Here is a 16346-nt window from a genome sequence, read left to right as displayed (position 1 = left end):
AGCGACCGGCCCCGACCACGGTTAGTTCGGCGGAAAACCGCGCTTGGCACGGGGGGTGCAATCCGACCCCGCATCGGCTCGTCGCCGTCATCAAAGGGGGTTTGAAACATGAAGCGTCTTGCCATCCTCGCTGCAACCGTTGCCGCGTTCGCGGCCGTACCCGCTGCCGCTGCCGACTTTTCCTATCGCGGCACGCTGACCGATCCAAACACGCCGTTGTTCTTCAACTTCACCGCGACGGGCGCGTCGACGGTGACGTTGGTCAGCTTCTCCTATGCCGGCGGCACCCAGGCGGATGGCACGCTTGTCGGCCGCGGGGGGTTCGATCCGCGGCTGGCCCTGTTCCGTGCCGATGGCACCTTCATCGGTGAGGATGACGATGGATCGTCAGTGGTCGATCCGTCCACGACAAATTCCTACGACGTGCGGTTCAGTGCGCCGCTCACCGCCGGTAACTATATCGTCGCGCTGACCGCGTTCCCGCTCACCGCCAACGGCAACCGCCTGGACGTCAACAACTTCCGCCCTGCTTTCGACAGCACCGGAAGGCTTGATGGCCGCTCCAGCCAGTTCGCATTCGACATCCTTGGCGTTGACCAGGCGTCCGGTCCCGGCGCGGTTCCGGAGCCCGCGACCTGGGCGATGATGATCGGCGGTTTCGGCCTGATCGGCACTGCGCTCCGCCGCCGTACCGGCGACACCGCGACCGCCTGACCGCGTCGATCACCAACTTCGGGCGCCGTCGACCTGCCCTGGTCGGCGGCGCTTTCCGTTGCCTGTCATCCGCAGCTAGGATGCGGGCATGACCACGTCCGACATGACCTATGCCCGCTACCTCGCGCTCGACGACCTTCTGTCCGCACAGCACCCCGTCTCGGCCGAGCATGACGAGCTCCTGTTCATCGTCATCCACCAGACCAAGGAATTGTGGCTGAAGCAGATCGTGGCCGAGCTGCACGAAGCCAAGGCCATGGTGCGCGCCGGCGATCTCGTCCCGGCCTACAAGATCCTCGCGCGCGTGTCGCGGATCCAGGCGGTGATGACGCTCTCGTGGGACGTGCTCGCGACAATGACGCCTGTGGATTATACCCGCTTCCGCGGCGTCCTCGGCACCTCTAGCGGCTTTCAGTCGGACCAGTTCCGCACGGTCGAATATCTCCTTGGCCTGAAGGACGAAGGCTTTGTCCGCTTCCAGGAGGATCGCCCGCATGCCGCTGCGGCGATGGAGCAGGCGCTGGACCAGCCCTCGCTGTGGGACGATGCGATCGCGGCTCTGGCCGCCGCCGGGTTCGACCTGCCGCTGGGCGTTCTGGAACGCGACTGGCGCCAGCCATATCGACCAAGCACCGCCGTCGAGGACGGGTGGCTCGCCGTCTACCGCGATCCCGACCGCTACTGGCCCCTCTACCAACTGGCCGAAAAGCTGGTCGACATCGACGACGCCACCGCCACCTGGCGACACAAGCATGTGACCACGGTGGAGCGCATCATCGGCTTCAAGCAGGGCACCGGCGGCACCGCCGGCGTCGGCTACCTGTCGTCCACGCTGCCCAAGCGCGCTTTTCCCGAGCTCTGGTCGCTCCGGACCCGGCTCTGATCCGGCGCGCCTTCCTGTCAAAGCCTGCGGCTTTGGGGTAGGACAGGCGCAAACATGATCTTGCCAGAGAGAACGCCATGAACGCTCCGCTTCGCACCCTCGCCAACTGGGACGACATCCTCCTCCTGGACGACCAGCTGTCGGACGAGGAGCGGGCCATCCGAGACGCGGCGCGCGATTATGCGCAGGACAAGCTGCTCCCCCGCGTTGTGGAAGCCTTCCGCAACGAGCACACCGATCCCGCGATCTTCCGAGAGATGGGCGCGCTTGGCCTGCTCGGCGTGACGCTGCCGGAAGATTATGGCTGCGCGGGCGCGTCCTATGTCGCCTACGGCCTTGTCGCGCGGGAGGTGGAGCGCGTCGACAGCGGCTACCGATCGATGATGAGCGTGCAATCCTCGCTCGTCATGTATCCCATCTATGCCTTCGGCACGGAGGAGCAGCGCCGCCGCTACCTGCCGAAGCTGGCGAGCGGCGAATGGATCGGCTGCTTCGGCCTGACGGAGCCCGATGCCGGTTCCGATCCCGGCTCGATGCGAACCCGCGCCGAGAAGATCGACGGCGGCTATCGCCTGACGGGCGCGAAGACCTGGATCTCCAACGCGCCCATCGCCGACGTGTTCGTCGTGTGGGCGAAGTCGGACTCGCATGGCGGGGCCATCCGCGGCTTCGTTCTCGAAAAAGGCGCGACCGGCCTGTCGGCGCCCAAGATCGACGGCAAGCTTTCGCTGCGCGCTTCGGTCACCGGCATGATCCAGATGGACGGGGTCGAGCTGGGCGAGGCCGCGCTGCTTCCGGAGGTGCAGGGCCTGAAGGGGCCGTTCTCCTGCCTCAACCGCGCCCGCTACGGCATCAGCTGGGGGTCGATGGGCGCGGCCGAGGATTGCTGGCATCGTGCCCGCGCCTACGCACTCGACCGCACGCAGTTCGGCCGGCCGCTCGCCGGCACGCAGCTGGTGCAGAAGAAGCTGGCCGACATGCAGACCGAAATCGCGCTCGGGCTACAGGCCAGCCTGCGCGTCGGGCGGCTGTTCGATGAAGGTCGGATGGTCCCTGAAATGGTCAGCCTGGTGAAGCGCAACAACTGCGGCAAGGCACTCGACATCGCCCGCGTGTCCCGCGACATCCACGGCGGGAACGGCATTTCGGAGGAATATCATGTCCTCCGCCACGCGCTGAACCTGGAGACGGTGAACACCTATGAGGGCGCTCACGACGTCCACGCGCTGATCCTTGGCCGCGCGCAGACGGGGCTTGCCGCCTTCTAGTCAGGCCGCGTTCGCGCACCCATCGCCTTCGTTTCTCAGGCGGTTGGAAACGCTTCCACTTGCGCGCGCCTCCGGTTCGGGCGAAGCACGGCGCGAAAGTTCAGGATCGGGGAGTAAATCATGGCAATTGGGGCACCGGTGGCACCGCCGGCGGCGGGTGATGCGTCGCACGGATATGACGCGCCCGACCTGAAATGGTTCGTGTTCGCGCTGTTCTTCATCTTCGGCGGCATCACCAGCCTCAACGACGTCATTATCCCGAAGCTCAAGGAGCTGTTCACGCTCAATTATGCGCAGGCGCTGCTTGTGCAATCCGCCTTCTTTGCGGCCTATGCGCTCATCTCGCTGCCGGCCGCCGCGATCGTCCGCCGGCTCGGCTACATGCGCACCGCATCGCTCGGCCTCGTCACGATGATGGCCGGCTGCCTCCTGTTCGTGCCGGCATCGCAGTCCGCCACCTTCGGCGTGTTCCTGCTCGCGCTGTTCGTGCTGGCGGCGGGCATCACCATCGTCCAGGTCGTCGCCAATCCGCTCATCTCGCTGCTCGGCCATCCGCGCACCGCGCACAGCCGGCTGACCTTTGCGCAGGCGTTCAACTCGCTGGGCACCACCATCTTCCCCTATGTCGGGTCGATCGTGATCCTGGGATCGCTGGCGACGGTTGATGCCTCCACGCTCACCGGCCCGGCGCTCGCCGCCTACCGCGCGGAAGAGACGCAGGTCGTCGTGCACACCTATCTGGCACTCGCCGCGGCGCTCGCCGTCGTGGCGATCGTCGTCTGGAGCCGACGCAACCGCCTGCAGGAGCAGCAGGCGCCCGGCGGCAGCATCTTCGCGCCGCTCACGCTGCTTCGCCGTCCGCGCTTCGCCATGGGTGCGGCGTGCATCTTCCTTTATGTCGGCGCGGAGGTCGCGATCGGGTCGCTGATCGTCAATTACCTGATGGAGCCGGAGGTGCTCGGCCTCAGCGACCAGGATGCCGGCAAGCGCGTGGCGCTTTACTGGGGCGGTGCGCTCGTCGGCCGCTTCATCGGCGCCTATCTGCTGACGCGGATCTCGCCCGGAAAGCTGCTCGCCGCCTTTGCCGGCGGCGCGATCGCGCTGCTCGCCATCTCGACCAACAGCACGGGCAATGTCGCGGCCGTGTCGCTGCTGGCGATCGGGCTGATGAACTCCATCATGTTCCCGACGATCTTCAGCCTGGCGTCCGAAGGGCTCGGCCCGCGGGCGGCGGAAGGATCGGGCGTGATCGCCACCGCGATCGTCGGCGGCGCGATCATCCCGCCGCTGACCGGGCAGCTCGCCGACAGCTCGGGCAGCCTGCAGTTCGCGATGATCCTGCCGGCGATCTGCTACGGCCTTATCCTCGCTTATGGCCTCTACGCGCGCCGTCCGCTCGTTGCCGACGACGTGCTGGCGACCCCCACCAGCACCTCGGCACACTGAGGCGTCAGGCGAGCGCCCGCTCGCCATGCACCAGCATGGCGGGCACCACGATCTCCTCCTCGTCGGCCAGGTGCCGGTCGAGGAGGGCGATCAGCTGGCCCGACCGGGCGGCAAAGGCCTCCGCCTCGCGCGGGGCGTCCCCGGCGGCAAGCGCGGTGAGCAGGCCGCGCGCCGACGACACCGTCTCCTCCAGCATCCGGTGCACCGCAGCGTGGTCAGCCTCCAGCAGGTCGAACGCCGCGGCCATCCGCACATCCAGCGCGCGGAATTTTGGGAAATAACTCTGGTCCTCGATGCCATGATGCATGTCGAGGTGGCCGAGATGCTGGTTGAGCGCGGCGACAAACCGCGGCGCGAACGTCTCGCGCGCGATGCTGCCGTCGATCAGCCCCGCCGTCAGCGCCTCAACCGCCCCGCCTTCCCGCCGCAGCTGCGCGTGCACGTTCAGCCAGAAGTCGGCGAGCTGCCCGAAGGTGGGCGCCGCCCGCCATCCCTCGCGCGGGTTGGCTGCACGCAAGTAAGCCACCTCGTCCGGAAGGCCCCGCCGCACGCCCAGCATCAGATCATCCGCCATGGCGGTCACATGGTGGCGGGGGCAGGGCGCGTCCAGTCTCGACCGGCTCAGCGCGGGCGGTATGTTCGCCTGAGCACCAGCATCGCGGTGGGCGCCCCTGCCTCCCGGACGATCAGTTCGACCGCGACATAGTCGCGATCGGCGTAGAACAGCCCGGGGTCCGTCACCACCGTCCAGCTGCCGCCCGGCGTCCGCGTCCGAAGCCCGCGCCCTGCGGAGGACCCGCGGGGCGGCGTCGCCGACCACAGTCGCTGCGACCATCCGGGAATAACCGCGCTCCCGTCCGGCCGGCCGACATGCCGCGTGGTGCCGCCCGCCCCCATCAGCCCGGTCACCCCCCGGATCAGGGCGGGGATGTCGGGCGACCCGATCAGCACCAGCGTGCATCGGTCCTCGACCAGGCCATGCGTGATCTGCGCGGTGGAGGCGGACATGACAAAGGTCAGGCCGCTCACCCCGTCCCGCATCGCGCCCGCGGGTGCCGCCGCCTGGCGGATCCCCGCCCGGTCCCGCTCACGCGGCGTCAGCGCCCGCCAGTCACCGGTCGTGCGAATGGATGGCTGCCCGGTCCGCCGCATCGGATCGAAGCAGCGGCGCCGGAAGATCGCGACGGGATCGATCGGGCTGCTGCCTGGCCGCGCTGACACGACGATGTCGTCGCCCGGCATCGGGTCGGGATCGGCGACCGGCGGCGGCTGCAGCCCGATCAGGGCGACGGCCGCGATGACCGCCGCGCCCACCGCCTCAATAATCCCGTGAGTAGCGCAGGTTGACGTTCGACCCGCCGAAGCTTCCCGTGGATGACAGCAGGCTCAGCGTGCGGGATAGCGCGATCTCGATCTGCGTGGCGGTGAAGCCGCGCGCGTCGGTGATCACCTCCAGGTAGATGTCGTTGGAGATATAGGTCCCCGCCGCCAGCGCCGTTCCGCGCCCGGTCGCCTCGTCCGCACCCAGGATGCGCAGCCGGTCGATGCCCGTCGCCGAGCGGAGCGTGCCGAGCGGGTTGAGCCCGCCGCCGCCCGATCCGCGCAGCGAGTTGAGCGCCGCCGCCAGCTGCAGGGCCTGCGTGGCCGACAGCTCGGTCACGCTGTTGCCGAACAGCAGCCGCGACAGCACCTCGTCCTGCGGCAGCGTGGGCACCGATCCGAACGCGATCTGCGGGTTCTGTGCGCGGCCCGTGATGTCGATGGTGGCGGTGATGCCGTCCACCGTCGTCTCGGCCGCGATCTGCAGCTCCGGATTGGTCAGCGGCCCGCCGTCGAAGCGGATCAGGCTTGCCTGGTCGAGCTCGAAGCGCTTGCCCGCAAAGCTGTAGGTGCCGCGCACCAGCTCCACATTGCCGACCACGCGCGGCGCGGCGTTGGTGCCGGTCACGCGCAGGTCCGCGCCCCATTCCGACTCTAGGCCCATTCCGGACACGAACAGCTGGTTGTCCGCGCGCACGCGCAGGTTGAGCCTGAACAGTCCGGGCGGCGACGCCGCGGCGGCGCCCTGCTGACGCTGGCGTGCCGCCAGCTCGGCCGGCGACGGGCTGCCGCGCCGGCGCACGCCCTCCAGCTCGGCGATTTCCGCCTGCCCCTGGCGGACCACCTCGTACCGGATCTCCGGCAGCCGCAGCTCACCCTCGATCAGCCCGCCGTTCGCGGCGCTGTTGGTCACCGCGATGTTGCCTGAGACGGTCGCCGACAGCGCATTGGACCGGGCCAACTGCGCGTTCTGCAGCTGCGCGCGGAGATCGATGGGGAAGCCCGCCGCCGACGACAGCCCGACCGTGCCCGCGCCGCTGACGGTGCCGTCGCCGGCACGGCCTGCGAACTCGGTGATTTCCAGCCGGTCGTTGGAGAAGCGCCCGTTCAGCCGGATGGCGCTGATCCGCGTGCCATAGATGTCGTTGGTGTAGGTGAGCGCATTGGCGCGAAGCACCCCGTTCAGCTGCGGCCGGTCGAGCCGGCCGGAGAAGTCCGCCGCCACGCCGATCGGGCCGGAGATCGTCTGCCCGGCGATGCCGGCCAATGACCACAGGGCGTCCGCAGGGCCGTTGTAGCGGATCCCGCCGGCCAGCGGCGCCGCGGCCAGCTGTTCGGTCCAGCCGCCCGCGCCGCTCACCGGCTGCAGCCGCAGCTGCGCGCGCCCGATCACCCCGCCGCCGCGGCGCATCACCGCCGCCAGGTTGCCGCCTTCGGGCCGCAGCGTGCCGAGCAGCGACACGTCGATCGCCTGCGACACCGACACCGCGCTCGAGCGGGTGAAATTGTCGATGTTCAGGCGCATGTCGGCGCGCGGGAACGCGTCCCCGCTTTGCGCGAAATCAAGGCTTCCCGTCGCCGCGCCGCCCAGGCCCGCGCCCGGCGTGAAGGCGTTCAGGATGGCGAGGTCGAAGCGATCGAGACGGGCCTGCGCCTGCAGGCTGTCGCCGAACCGCCCGGCAAGCCGCACCTGGCCGCGCCCGCCGCCGACGGCGATAACGGTCGGCCGCAGCACATAACCATCGGCCGCCCGCTCGATCACCGCCGGCGCAGCCGTCCGCAGGTCGACTCCGCCCACCGTGCCGTTCAGCGCGGCGCGGTAAAGATCGGGCGTCAGCTCCACGGTGCTGGCGATGCGGAAGCTGGTGCCGCTGTTTCCTTCGGCCAGCAGCTGCGCGGTGCCGCGGCCGCCGCGATAGTTCACCCGCGCCCGCGCGGTCTGGATGGTGATCCCGCCGGACTGCACGCCGGCGGCCTGCACATCGGCAGCGATCAGCGGGGCTGCCGGATAAAGCACGATGTCGGCCTCGACGATCGCCCGGCCGATCTGGATGGGCGCGTCGCCCGGCACCTGGAACCCGGTCGCACGCGCCGACACGCGGGCACGCTGCACGCCGTCCTGCACGCCCAGTCCGACGACGCCCTGCAGGCCTTGTCCGGCCAGCGTCAGCCGACCGCTGAACGGACCGGCGGCCGTCTGGACGACCCGACCGGCAAGGTTCACGCCCGCGAACTGCGCATCGGCGATGTCGATGGTCAGCGGCCCTGCGCCCGTGGCCACGAACAGATCGGCGGAAAACGGTCCGTAGGGCGAACCGCCGGTGACATCGACCTGATAGCCGCGGCCGGTGCCGCGCACGATTGCATCCACGTCGGTCAACTGCACGCCGACATTTGGCCGCGCCGCCTGCAGCCGGATCAGCGGCTGCGTCGCCGTCCCCGTCACCCCGACACGGAGCGGCCCATAGATGTCCGACAGCCCGACGGCATTAAACGTGATGCGCCCGTCGGGGCGATAGCTTCCGTCGCCCGACGTGATGCGGAACAAGGGCGCGTTCAGCCGCAGGTTGCGGATCGCCGCCACCCCTTCTGGGTCAAAGCTCACCTGCGCCGACACGTAGGTGCGACCGCCAAGGAAGTCGCGCGCGCTCTGGTTGTCGATGCGCACCGTCTGAGCGGCCACCCGCCCGGCAAGACCGAACCCGCCGGACGGCGTCGTCGTCAGGTTGATGTCGGTGTTGAGGTTGATGATGCCGACACCGTCGATGGCGTAGTCGTTCACCCGCCCGCGCAGCGCGCCGCGGTAGATGCCGGTTGACAGGTCCGCGACCACCAGAGCGGTCGCGTCGATCCGGTCCGACCGGATGCGCAGGTTGTCCGACAGGATCGTGTCGCCCGCCCAGGCGAGCTGCCCGTTCAGGGACACGTTGGTCAACAGGCCGCCGGCCGCGGCGTTGAGGCCGCTGACCCGCGCCGCGCGTGCCTGGACGGGGATCAGGATGCGGTCGGCATCCACCCGCGCACGCCCCCGTGCCTGCAGCCGCTCGACCACCGTCTCGCCAAAGCCGATTGCCGCGGCGGTGACGGCATAATCGACCAGCGGCGTGGCAAAGGGGCCATCCAGGATCACCGCCGCGCGCACGTCACGGCCGTTCAGGTTCTCCGCGATCGATCCGGGCTGCAGCAGCTGCGCATCCACCCGCACCGAATTGAACCGGCTGCGGGCAAGGTCCAGCCCACCCTGCGCGTCCACCGCCAGGGCATCGGACGTCAGCCGGATCCGGCCGGTGCCGACCCGCTCGGCAAAGGTCGCGCGCGCATCAACGCTCAGCTGCGGCGTCGTCAGCCGCTCCACGGGGCCGGCCAGGATCAGCCCGGGGCGGGTCGGCCCGCGCAGGCTGAACGTGCCGTCGCGCGCCTGCAGCGACAGATCGGCAAGCGGCTGCCCGCCAAGCCGTGCCTGCGCCCGCCCGTTCCAGGCCGCCCAGCTGCCGCGCCCGTCGATCGTTGCGACCAGCGGCGCCTCCAGCCCCGCCAGCGAGGCGATCAGCCCGCCCGCCGGCGCGTTGACGCGGGCGTTGATGTCCAGCCGGTCGGCGTCGGGCACCGCATCCAGGCTCAGCTGCAGGCGGTCGCCGCGGCCCAGCTCGGCCGCGCGGGTTTCCAGTTGCGCGCGCCCGTCCGCGATGCTCGCCTGACCGGTCAGGCTGACCACCCGCCGCTCGCCCGACACCGGCGCATCGAGCACCAGCCGGTCGACCTGCAATCGTCCGATGTCGATGTCGATGTTGGGCAGCAGCGGCGCGTTGGGGTCGGTCGGCTCCTCGCTGGGGCGCAGTTCCGGCAGGCGCGCGACCCGCGCGAACGGAATGCGGGCGGACCGGACGTCGACATGGTTGTTGATGAAGGCGAAAGGCCGCCAGTCGAGCGCGACTTCGGGCACCACTGCGAACACGCCGCGCGCGTCGTGGATGCGCAGGTCGCGGATCGTCAGCTGGTCGTAAAGCGACCCGTCCAGACGCCCGACCTCGAACCGGAGCCCCGATGCCAGCTCGAACCCGCTGATCTGCCGCGCGACGAAGCGGCGGCCGGGATCGGTGTTGAGCCCAAGCACGACCAGCACCAGCAGCAGGATGAGCCCGCCGAACACGCCCGCGCCCCAGGCGGCGACGCGTCCGGCGGTCCAGCGACGGCTGTGGCCGCGCTCCTCCTGATCCTGGATCTCGGTCTGCGGTTCCGCGGCGGAAAGGGGCTCGTCCGCCATCAGAAGGCCTGTCCGATCGAGATGTAGAGGGCCACCGTCGGCTCGCCCTCGCGCCGGCCGAGCGGCGTCGCGATGTCGACGCGCAGCGGTCCGAAGTTGGTGTAGAGCCGTCCGCCGATGCCGACGCCGAAGCGCAGATCGTTGAAGCCGGGCGTCACGCTGTCATAGACCTGCCCGCCGTCGATGAAGGCGACCACGCCGTAGTCGCCGAAGCGGTAACGGCCTTCCAGCGCGAACTCGTTGAGCGATCGTCCGCCGATGGGGTCGTTGTTGGCGTCCCGCGGTCCCAGCTGCTGGAAGCCGAAGCCGCGCACCGATCCGCCGCCGCCCGCATAATAGCGCCGCGACGGGGCAAGGTCCTCGCGGGCGACGCCGGGGATCGATCCCACCCGCACGCGCCCCGCCACCGTCAGCGCGTCCGTCGCCGGATAATAGACCGACCCTTCCAGCAGCCCGCGCAGATACTGGCTGTTGGGACCGCCGTCCCGCTGCGAGATTTCCGGGCTCAACCGCGCCGTGATCTTGAAGCCGCGGGTCGGGTCCAGCAGGCTGTTCGACCGGTCATATGTCACCTCGCCGGGCAGCGCTGCGACGAAATAGGTCTCGCGCTGGTCATCGCCGTCGGCGTTGATGTTGCGGAACACCGTTTCGTTGGTCGCAATGACCTCGAAGCCATAGGCGTAGGTCCAGCGCTTCTGCCAGATCGGCGTGCTGATCCGGCTGATCCGCCCGCTGATCTGCGCGGTATAGGCCTGGAACGCCTCATAGTCGTTCTGCGACACCGACGCGCCGAGGAACACGGTGCGATCGCGAAGGCCGGCGTTCGACCGCGTGAAGTTGACGCCGAGCAGCTGTTGCTGCGTGCCGCCCACCGCCTGCACGCCCAGCGCTCCTTCGGGCGGGAACAGGTTGCGGTGCGTCCAGGTGCCCTCCAGGCGGAAGCCCTCGCCGGTGCCATAGCCCGCACCGGCGGTCAGCCGCCGCGCGGGGCCGGCATCCTGGCGTACCAGCAGGTCGACGACCTCCGTGCCCTCCGGCCCCATCCGGCCGGTGCGGACCGGCTCGACCGATGCCGTGGCCAGCAATCCCGTCGCGATCAGCGCCTGCCTCAGGTCGTCGACCAGAAGACTGTTGTAGATCTGCCCTTCCTCGAACCGGGCGAGCACGCCGACATGCTCGGCATCGAAGGCGAGGTCGCCCGTGGTGCTGTAGGTGCCAAAGCTCGACCGCGGGCCGGGATCGACCGGCAGCGTATAGTCGCCGGTCAGCGTGGTCGCATCCAGGACCACGTCGCGCGCGCCCAGCTCAACAAAGGGATAGCCCTGCTGCGGCAGCTTCAGGCTGATCGCGGCCTCCGCCCCCTCGATGTCGGCGGCGACCAGCGGATCGCCGCTGTTCAGCCGGAACGCATCGCGCACCAGGCCGGGCGGCACCGTCTCCGGTCCGTCGAGCGTGATCGTGCCCAACGAATAGCGGCCACCCGGCACGGCGGCGACGGTGGCGCGAACGCGGCCCGGCGTGTCCGGCAGCACCTCAACCGACGAGGTGACCACCCCGTCATAATAGCCTTCCGATCGAAGGATGCGGAGCGCGAGCTGTTCGTCCTCGCGCGCCCGTGCGGTCAGCACCGCGCCGTTCGCCGCCTCGCCGTCGCCGTCGTCAAGCGCGGACAGCCCGCTGAACGTGCCTTCCAGCCCGACCTCGTCCAGCCCGGTGACGACCACGTCGTAGCGGACCGTCGCCGCCTGCTCCGTTTCTTCCATGCCGGGCAGGTCGGCTTCGGGCGTCACCTCGAAAGACGACAGCGCCGGCAGCGGCTCGCTCAGCGCCGGATCGGCCGGGACCGGGCCTGCGAGAGCCGGCGCGCTCTCGGCCGGCGCGTCGGGGGCGGGCGGGGGCAACACGTCGTCGATGTCGGCGAGCGGCGCGTTCAGCTCCGGATCGACGGGCGGCAACGCCTCTTCGAACTGGCTGTTCGGGATGATCGGTTCGGCCGGGGTGGGGAGCAGCGACCCCTGCGGTGCCGCGTCCACCGCGCTCTGGCTCGGAGTGGGCGGGGCAGGGTTGGCCGCCTGGGCCATGGCAAGGCCGATCCAGCTCGTCGCAGCGACACCCAACCCAGCCATGCGACGAAACAACCCCCTGTTTTGCTAAGGCAACGAAGCACTTCCGGAATGTATCCGGAGCGCATGCCCGTTTGCGGTCAGCGCGGATTGCGCCGCCGGATCAGGCCTTCCTGCGCCACGCTCGCGACCAGCCGCCCATCGCGCGAGAAGATCTCGCCCCGCGCAAAGCCGCGGCCGCGCCCGGCCCACGGGCTGTCGGTCACGTAAAGCAGCCAGTCGTCGATGCGGATGTCGTCATGCAGCCACATGCTGTGATCCAGGCTGGCCGTCTGCATGGCATCCACCATCCAGTTGACGCCGTGCGGGCGCGTCGAGGTGCCGAGCAGATACATGTCCGACAGATAGCCGAGCATGGCGCGGTGCATCCGTGCATCGTCGCCGACCGGCGCGACCGCGCGGAACCAGATGCGCTGGGTGGGCGCGGCCGCCGCACCGCTCAGCCAGGGCGGCAGGTCGACCAGCCGCACCTCGAAGGCGCGCGGCCGCAGGAACCACTCGCGGAACCGCTCCGGCACCTGCGCCGCCACCGCGCGGCGCTGGTCCGCCTCGTCGACCAGCGTCTCCGGCGCAGGCGTATCGGGCATTTCCGACTGGTGCGACAGGCCGGCTTCCAGCGTCTGGAAGGACGAGGTCATCGTCAGGATCGGCTTGCCATGCTGGAACGCGATGACCCGGCGGGTCGAAAAGCTGCCGCCGTCATGGTCGCGCGCGACGCGGTAGATGATCGGCACCTCCTCGTCGCCCGGCCGCATGAAATAGGCATGGAGCGAGTGGACAATACGCTCGGCCGGCGTGGAGAGGCCGGCGGCGACCAGCGCCTGTGCGATCACCTGGCCGCCATAGACGCGCCCGACACCGCCCGGCTGCCGCGCGCCGCGGTACAGGTCGACGTCGATCTGCTCCACCGCCAGCAGCTGGCGCAGGTCGTCGACCAGCTGGTCCGGGGTTCTCGCCGCCGCGATCGGAGCTTGATCGTTCATCATTGCGCCACCAAACCCGGCCGCACCCGGCTGTCAACCAGCGCGCCATAGATCATGGTGCGCAGCTCGCGCCGCACCGGATAGGTGCTCGACGGGCTCAGCTGCGCCATGAACACGGTGATGATGCGCTCGACCGGGTCGATGAAGAAGGCGGTCGAGAACATGCCCCCCCAGTGATATTCGCCCGCCGATCCCGCCAGCATGGTGCGCGCCGGATCCATCGTCACCGCGAGGCCCAGGCCGAAACCGATGCCCGCATTGGTCGCCTCGCTGAACATCGATCGCGACAGGCTCGTCAGGTCGCTGTTGCCCGGCAGATGGTTGGCGGTCATCAGAGCGATCGTCTTGGGCGACAGGATGCGCGCGCCGTCCAGCGCGCCGCCGTCCATCATCATGCGGCAGAACCGGTGATAGTCGGCGCTGGTCGACACCAGGCCCCCGCCACCCGACAGCAGCTTGGGCTGCCGCAGCCAGCGGGATCGCACCGCCTCGTCATAGAGCGCGACGCCGCCCGGCACGACGGCATGGCAGTCGGCCAGCCGGTCGACCTTGTCGGCCGGAACCACGAAGCCGGTGTCGGTCATCCCCAGCGGATCGAACAGCCGGCGCTTCAGCACCTGGTCGAGCGGCGCGCCGTCCAGCCGCTGCACGATCAGGCCGAGCACGTCGGTCGCCATTGAGTAGTTCCACAGCTCGCCCGGCGAGAATTCGAGCGGCAGCTGGCCAAGGATGCCCGCCATGCTGTCCAGATCGTGGTTGCCGTGGAACGCCTCGATCCCGGCCTCGCGATAGGCGGCGTCGACCACCGTGCGGTTCTGGAAGCCGTAGGTCAGCCCGGACGTGTGCCGCAGCAGGTCGATCATCAGCATCGGGCGCTCGGGCGGGGTCCGCACATAGCCGCCCGATCCGCCGGCGGCATGGACGCCGACATTGGCGAACTCGGGCACCACCGTGTCCACCCGGTCGTCGAGCGCCACCCGGCCTTCCTCCACCTGCATCATGAAGGCGACCGACGTGATCGGCTTGGTCATCGACGCGATGCGGTAGATGGTGTCGGGGCGGGTCGGCACCCCGTCCTGCCGCATCGCGCCGGTGGAGGCGAAGTGAACCGGCTCGCCGTCCCGGCTGATCAGCAGCTGGGTGCCGAGCAGGCGGCCCGTCTCGATGTAGCGCTGCTGCAGGAACCGGTCGATGCGCTGCAACCGGTCGGGATCGAAGCCAAGCGTGGCGGGTGAGGTGATCTTCATCTCGGCTCGCTTATCGTCATGCCGCGGTGCAGGGGCAACCGTCTTGGCGCGTCGGTCAACGCCCGAACCCACCGGCTGGCCTGCTCGACTTGGGCGCCCGGGCGGGGCAAAGGGCAGGAGCACCGGCGTTCCGACCGGAAACTGTCCCCAAGTCGCGGAGTTTGCGAGATGTTCCGTTGGGCGATGATGGTGGCCGCCTTGCTGTCGGCGATGATGGCGTCACCGGTGGCGGCGCAGGTGGCGCTCTCGATCCATTCGCGGGAATTCGGCAACACCTTCCCCCACGCCTTCGTCACCTTCGAAGGCACGCTGTCGGACGGCACGGCCGTGCCGCTGACCGGCGTCGGCTTCACCGCCCGCCGGCTGTCCCCCGCCATCCTGATGGGCTCGGTGGAGGGCGAGGTGGAGGCGATCACCGGCCGCGACCTCACGCGCGGCACCAACCATTTCACCGTGATGCTGGACGATGCCGCCTATGGCCGGATGCTCGCCGTGATCGCGGACTGGCGGGGGCGGGAAGGGCGCAGCTACAATCTGGAACGCGCCAACTGCATCCATTTCGTCATGGACATCGCGCGCGCGGTCGGCCTCGCGACCAACCCCGACACCCGCTTCCGGAAGCGGCCCCGCGCCTTTTCGGAGGAGCTGAAGGCGCTCAACCCCACCCTTGCGCTGCCGCCGCGACCGGTTTCCGCGGCTGATGCAGGTTAGATAGACAGGTCGGCACATCCGGACGGCACAGGCGTTGGGTCCGGTCTATGCCTCAGGTTAGCAAGCCGCCATTCCGTTCGATCTTCACGCCCGGCGCCGAAACGGCGGCGGCGGTGGCCGAAGACCTTCGCGACTTCATTCGGGAGCGGGCGTTTCCCTGCGTCGGCGCGAAATCGGCGCTGTCGCGCGACACGCTGGAAATCATGGTGGCGCGGTCCATCACGTCGGCCTGGGACGATCTGACGATCGTCCAGTCGCTCCTCCGCTTCGTGCAGCAGCCGCGCGACCCGCGCGATCTGGTGAGCTTCGCCGTGGTGTTCGCGGACGACACGCCCATGGACGAACATGACTTCGAAAAGCACCTGTGGGACCGCATCCAGTCGATCAGCGACAAGGACCAGTGGCTCGGCCAGCCCTATGACCGCTCGGTCAGCTCCGATCCGTCCAACCCCCATTTCTCCCTGAGCTTCGGCGGGCAGGCCTTCTTCGTCGTCGGCCTGCACCCGGGGTCAAGCCGGAAGGCACGGCGCTTCGCCCGGCCGGTCATGGTGTTCAATCTCCACGACCAGTTCGAGCGACTTCGCGAGGAGCAGCGCTACGAGAAGATGCGCGAGACGATCCTCGCCCGCGACGTGGCCTTTTCCGGATCGGTCAACCCGATGCTGTCGCGCCACGGCGAGGCGTCCGAAGCGCGCCAGTATAGCGGTCGCGCGGTGGACGCGGACTGGCGCTGCCCCTTCTCGCGCGCCGGCACTGACGGCGCGGTGACCCAGGACGACAGGCAGGCCGACATCGATGCTGCATGACATCGCGCCGCGCACGGGCGCAGCGTTCACGGTCGACAAGGGTCAGCGCCTGACGGTGATCGATCCGCAAGGCGGGCAGGTCGCGGATCTGCTGGCGTTCAACCGGTCCGACATGGCGGAGGTGCTCTCCTCCGGCCGGACGCTCGACTATGCCAGCCGCATCTATCTGACGACCGGCGATCCGCTTTATTCGAATCGCTCCAACGTCATGCTCCGCATCGTGGAGGATATGGTCGGGCGTCACGATTTCCTGCTGACGCCCTGCTCGGCCGACACCTTCCGCATTCTCTACGGCGACGATCAACCGCACCGCGGCTGCTTCGGCAATCTCGCCGCCGCGCTCGAACCTTATGGCGTGACGCCGGACGCGATCCCGGTCGCGTTCAACTGCTTCATGAATGTGCCGGTGAATGGCGAGACAGGGACCTTCACGGTGGAGCCGCCGCTCAGCCGCGCCGGCGACCATATCGTGTTCGAGGCCGAACAGGATCTCGTGATCGGCCTCACGGCCTGCTCCGCGCCGCTGTCGAACGGCGGCAGCTTCAAGCCGATCGCCTATCGCATCGACTAGCGCGCGGCGG

At 69.3% G+C, this 16346-nt stretch carries 13 protein-coding genes; 7 read left to right on the top strand and 6 right to left on the bottom strand.

The features are described from left to right. Positions 1–108 precede the first annotated feature (108 nt). From GGR88_RS15065 to GGR88_RS09030, 4 genes are all read left to right on the top strand, one after another. Positions 109–714 (top strand): DVUA0089 family protein, encoded by a 606-nt coding sequence (locus GGR88_RS15065; RefSeq protein ID WP_209023227.1) that lies wholly within the window; start codon positions 109–111, stop codon positions 712–714. A gap of 88 nt (positions 715–802) precedes the next feature. After that, positions 803–1597 carry a tryptophan 2,3-dioxygenase gene (locus tag GGR88_RS09040; protein WP_167954174.1) on the top strand — a complete coding sequence of 265 codons (795 nt, stop codon included), beginning with the start codon at positions 803–805 and terminating at the stop codon, positions 1595–1597. A 77-nt stretch (positions 1598–1674) separates the two neighbouring features. Then, positions 1675–2865 (top strand): acyl-CoA dehydrogenase, encoded by a 1191-nt coding sequence (locus GGR88_RS09035; protein WP_167954173.1) that lies wholly within the window; start codon positions 1675–1677, stop codon positions 2863–2865. A 120-nt stretch (positions 2866–2985) separates the two neighbouring features. After that, positions 2986–4311 carry a sugar MFS transporter gene (locus GGR88_RS09030; protein ID WP_167954172.1) on the top strand — a complete coding sequence of 442 codons (1326 nt, stop codon included), beginning with the start codon at positions 2986–2988 and terminating at the stop codon, positions 4309–4311. A gap of 4 nt (positions 4312–4315) precedes the next feature. Here GGR88_RS09030 and GGR88_RS09025 read toward each other — a convergent pair whose 3' ends face one another. From GGR88_RS09025 to GGR88_RS09000, 6 genes are all read right to left on the bottom strand, one after another. After that, positions 4316–4885 (bottom strand): hemerythrin domain-containing protein, encoded by a 570-nt coding sequence (locus tag GGR88_RS09025; protein ID WP_167954171.1) that lies wholly within the window; start codon positions 4883–4885, stop codon positions 4316–4318. A 47-nt stretch (positions 4886–4932) separates the two neighbouring features. Then, positions 4933–5625: a hypothetical protein gene (locus tag GGR88_RS09020; RefSeq protein WP_167954170.1), complete on the bottom strand. Its 693-nt coding sequence runs from the start codon at positions 5623–5625 to the stop codon at positions 4933–4935. 4 nt (positions 5626–5629) lie between these two features. After that, positions 5630–9895, bottom strand: a complete 4266-nt coding sequence (locus GGR88_RS09015) for a translocation/assembly module TamB domain-containing protein (RefSeq protein ID WP_167954169.1) — start codon at positions 9893–9895, stop codon at positions 5630–5632. After that, positions 9895–12021: an autotransporter assembly complex protein TamA gene (locus GGR88_RS09010; protein WP_167954168.1), complete on the bottom strand. Its 2127-nt coding sequence runs from the start codon at positions 12019–12021 to the stop codon at positions 9895–9897. The genes GGR88_RS09015 and GGR88_RS09010 overlap by 1 nt, the downstream gene beginning before the upstream one ends. 77 nt (positions 12022–12098) lie before the next feature. Then, entirely contained in the window at positions 12099–13001 is a 903-nt protein-coding gene (locus GGR88_RS09005; RefSeq protein ID WP_167954167.1) for an acyl-CoA thioesterase, read from the bottom strand. Beyond that, positions 13001–14248 carry a serine hydrolase domain-containing protein gene (locus GGR88_RS09000; RefSeq protein ID WP_167954166.1) on the bottom strand — a complete coding sequence of 416 codons (1248 nt, stop codon included), beginning with the start codon at positions 14246–14248 and terminating at the stop codon, positions 13001–13003. The genes GGR88_RS09005 and GGR88_RS09000 overlap by 1 nt, the downstream gene beginning before the upstream one ends. Before the next feature lie 168 nt (positions 14249–14416). Here GGR88_RS09000 and GGR88_RS08995 point away from each other — a divergent pair, with 168 nt between their 5' ends. The 3 genes from GGR88_RS08995 to GGR88_RS08985 all read left to right on the top strand — a co-directional run bounded on the left by GGR88_RS08995 (position 14417) and on the right by GGR88_RS08985 (position 16336). Next, the gene (locus GGR88_RS08995; protein WP_167954165.1) at positions 14417–14959 is read left to right on the top strand and encodes a hypothetical protein; all 543 of its coding nucleotides are present in this window, start codon (positions 14417–14419) and stop codon (positions 14957–14959) included. A gap of 113 nt (positions 14960–15072) precedes the next feature. Continuing rightward, on the top strand, positions 15073–15765 hold the full coding sequence (gntA, locus tag GGR88_RS08990) for a guanitoxin biosynthesis heme-dependent pre-guanitoxin N-hydroxylase GntA (RefSeq protein WP_342449758.1): 693 nt from the start codon (positions 15073–15075) through the stop codon (positions 15763–15765). Then, positions 15755–16336 carry a DUF1989 domain-containing protein gene (locus tag GGR88_RS08985; protein WP_167954163.1) on the top strand — a complete coding sequence of 194 codons (582 nt, stop codon included), beginning with the start codon at positions 15755–15757 and terminating at the stop codon, positions 16334–16336. The genes gntA and GGR88_RS08985 overlap by 11 nt, the downstream gene beginning before the upstream one ends. The last annotated feature ends 10 nt before the right edge of the window (positions 16337–16346 follow it).

The sequence above is a fragment of the Sphingomonas jejuensis genome, from assembly GCF_011927695.1.
In the GTDB taxonomy this organism is placed as follows: Bacteria; Pseudomonadota; Alphaproteobacteria; order Sphingomonadales; family Sphingomonadaceae; genus Sphingomonas_K; species Sphingomonas_K jejuensis.
This window is presented reverse-complemented; position numbering and strand designations above follow the sequence as displayed.

Bases quoted from the DNA above. Each gene is read 5' to 3' on its own strand.
- GGR88_RS15065 (WP_209023227.1), top strand. From the start codon at position 109: ATGAAGCGTCTTGCCATCCTCGCTGCAACCGTTGCCGCGTTCGCGGCC.
- GGR88_RS09005 (WP_167954167.1), bottom strand. From the start codon at position 13,001: ATGAACGATCAAGCTCCGATCGCGGCGGCGAGAACCCCGGACCAGCTG.
- GGR88_RS08995 (WP_167954165.1), top strand. From the start codon at position 14,417: ATGTTCCGTTGGGCGATGATGGTGGCCGCCTTGCTGTCGGCGATGATG.
- GGR88_RS09030 (WP_167954172.1), top strand. From the start codon at position 2,986: ATGGCAATTGGGGCACCGGTGGCACCGCCGGCGGCGGGTGATGCGTCG.
- GGR88_RS09035 (WP_167954173.1), top strand. From the start codon at position 1,675: ATGAACGCTCCGCTTCGCACCCTCGCCAACTGGGACGACATCCTCCTC.
- GGR88_RS09000 (WP_167954166.1), bottom strand. From the start codon at position 14,248: ATGAAGATCACCTCACCCGCCACGCTTGGCTTCGATCCCGACCGGTTG.
- GGR88_RS09025 (WP_167954171.1), bottom strand. From the start codon at position 4,885: ATGGCGGATGATCTGATGCTGGGCGTGCGGCGGGGCCTTCCGGACGAG.
- GGR88_RS09010 (WP_167954168.1), bottom strand. From the start codon at position 12,021: ATGGCTGGGTTGGGTGTCGCTGCGACGAGCTGGATCGGCCTTGCCATG.
- GGR88_RS09015 (WP_167954169.1), bottom strand. From the start codon at position 9,895: ATGGCGGACGAGCCCCTTTCCGCCGCGGAACCGCAGACCGAGATCCAG.
- GGR88_RS09040 (WP_167954174.1), top strand. From the start codon at position 803: ATGACCACGTCCGACATGACCTATGCCCGCTACCTCGCGCTCGACGAC.
- GGR88_RS08985 (WP_167954163.1), top strand. From the start codon at position 15,755: ATGCTGCATGACATCGCGCCGCGCACGGGCGCAGCGTTCACGGTCGAC.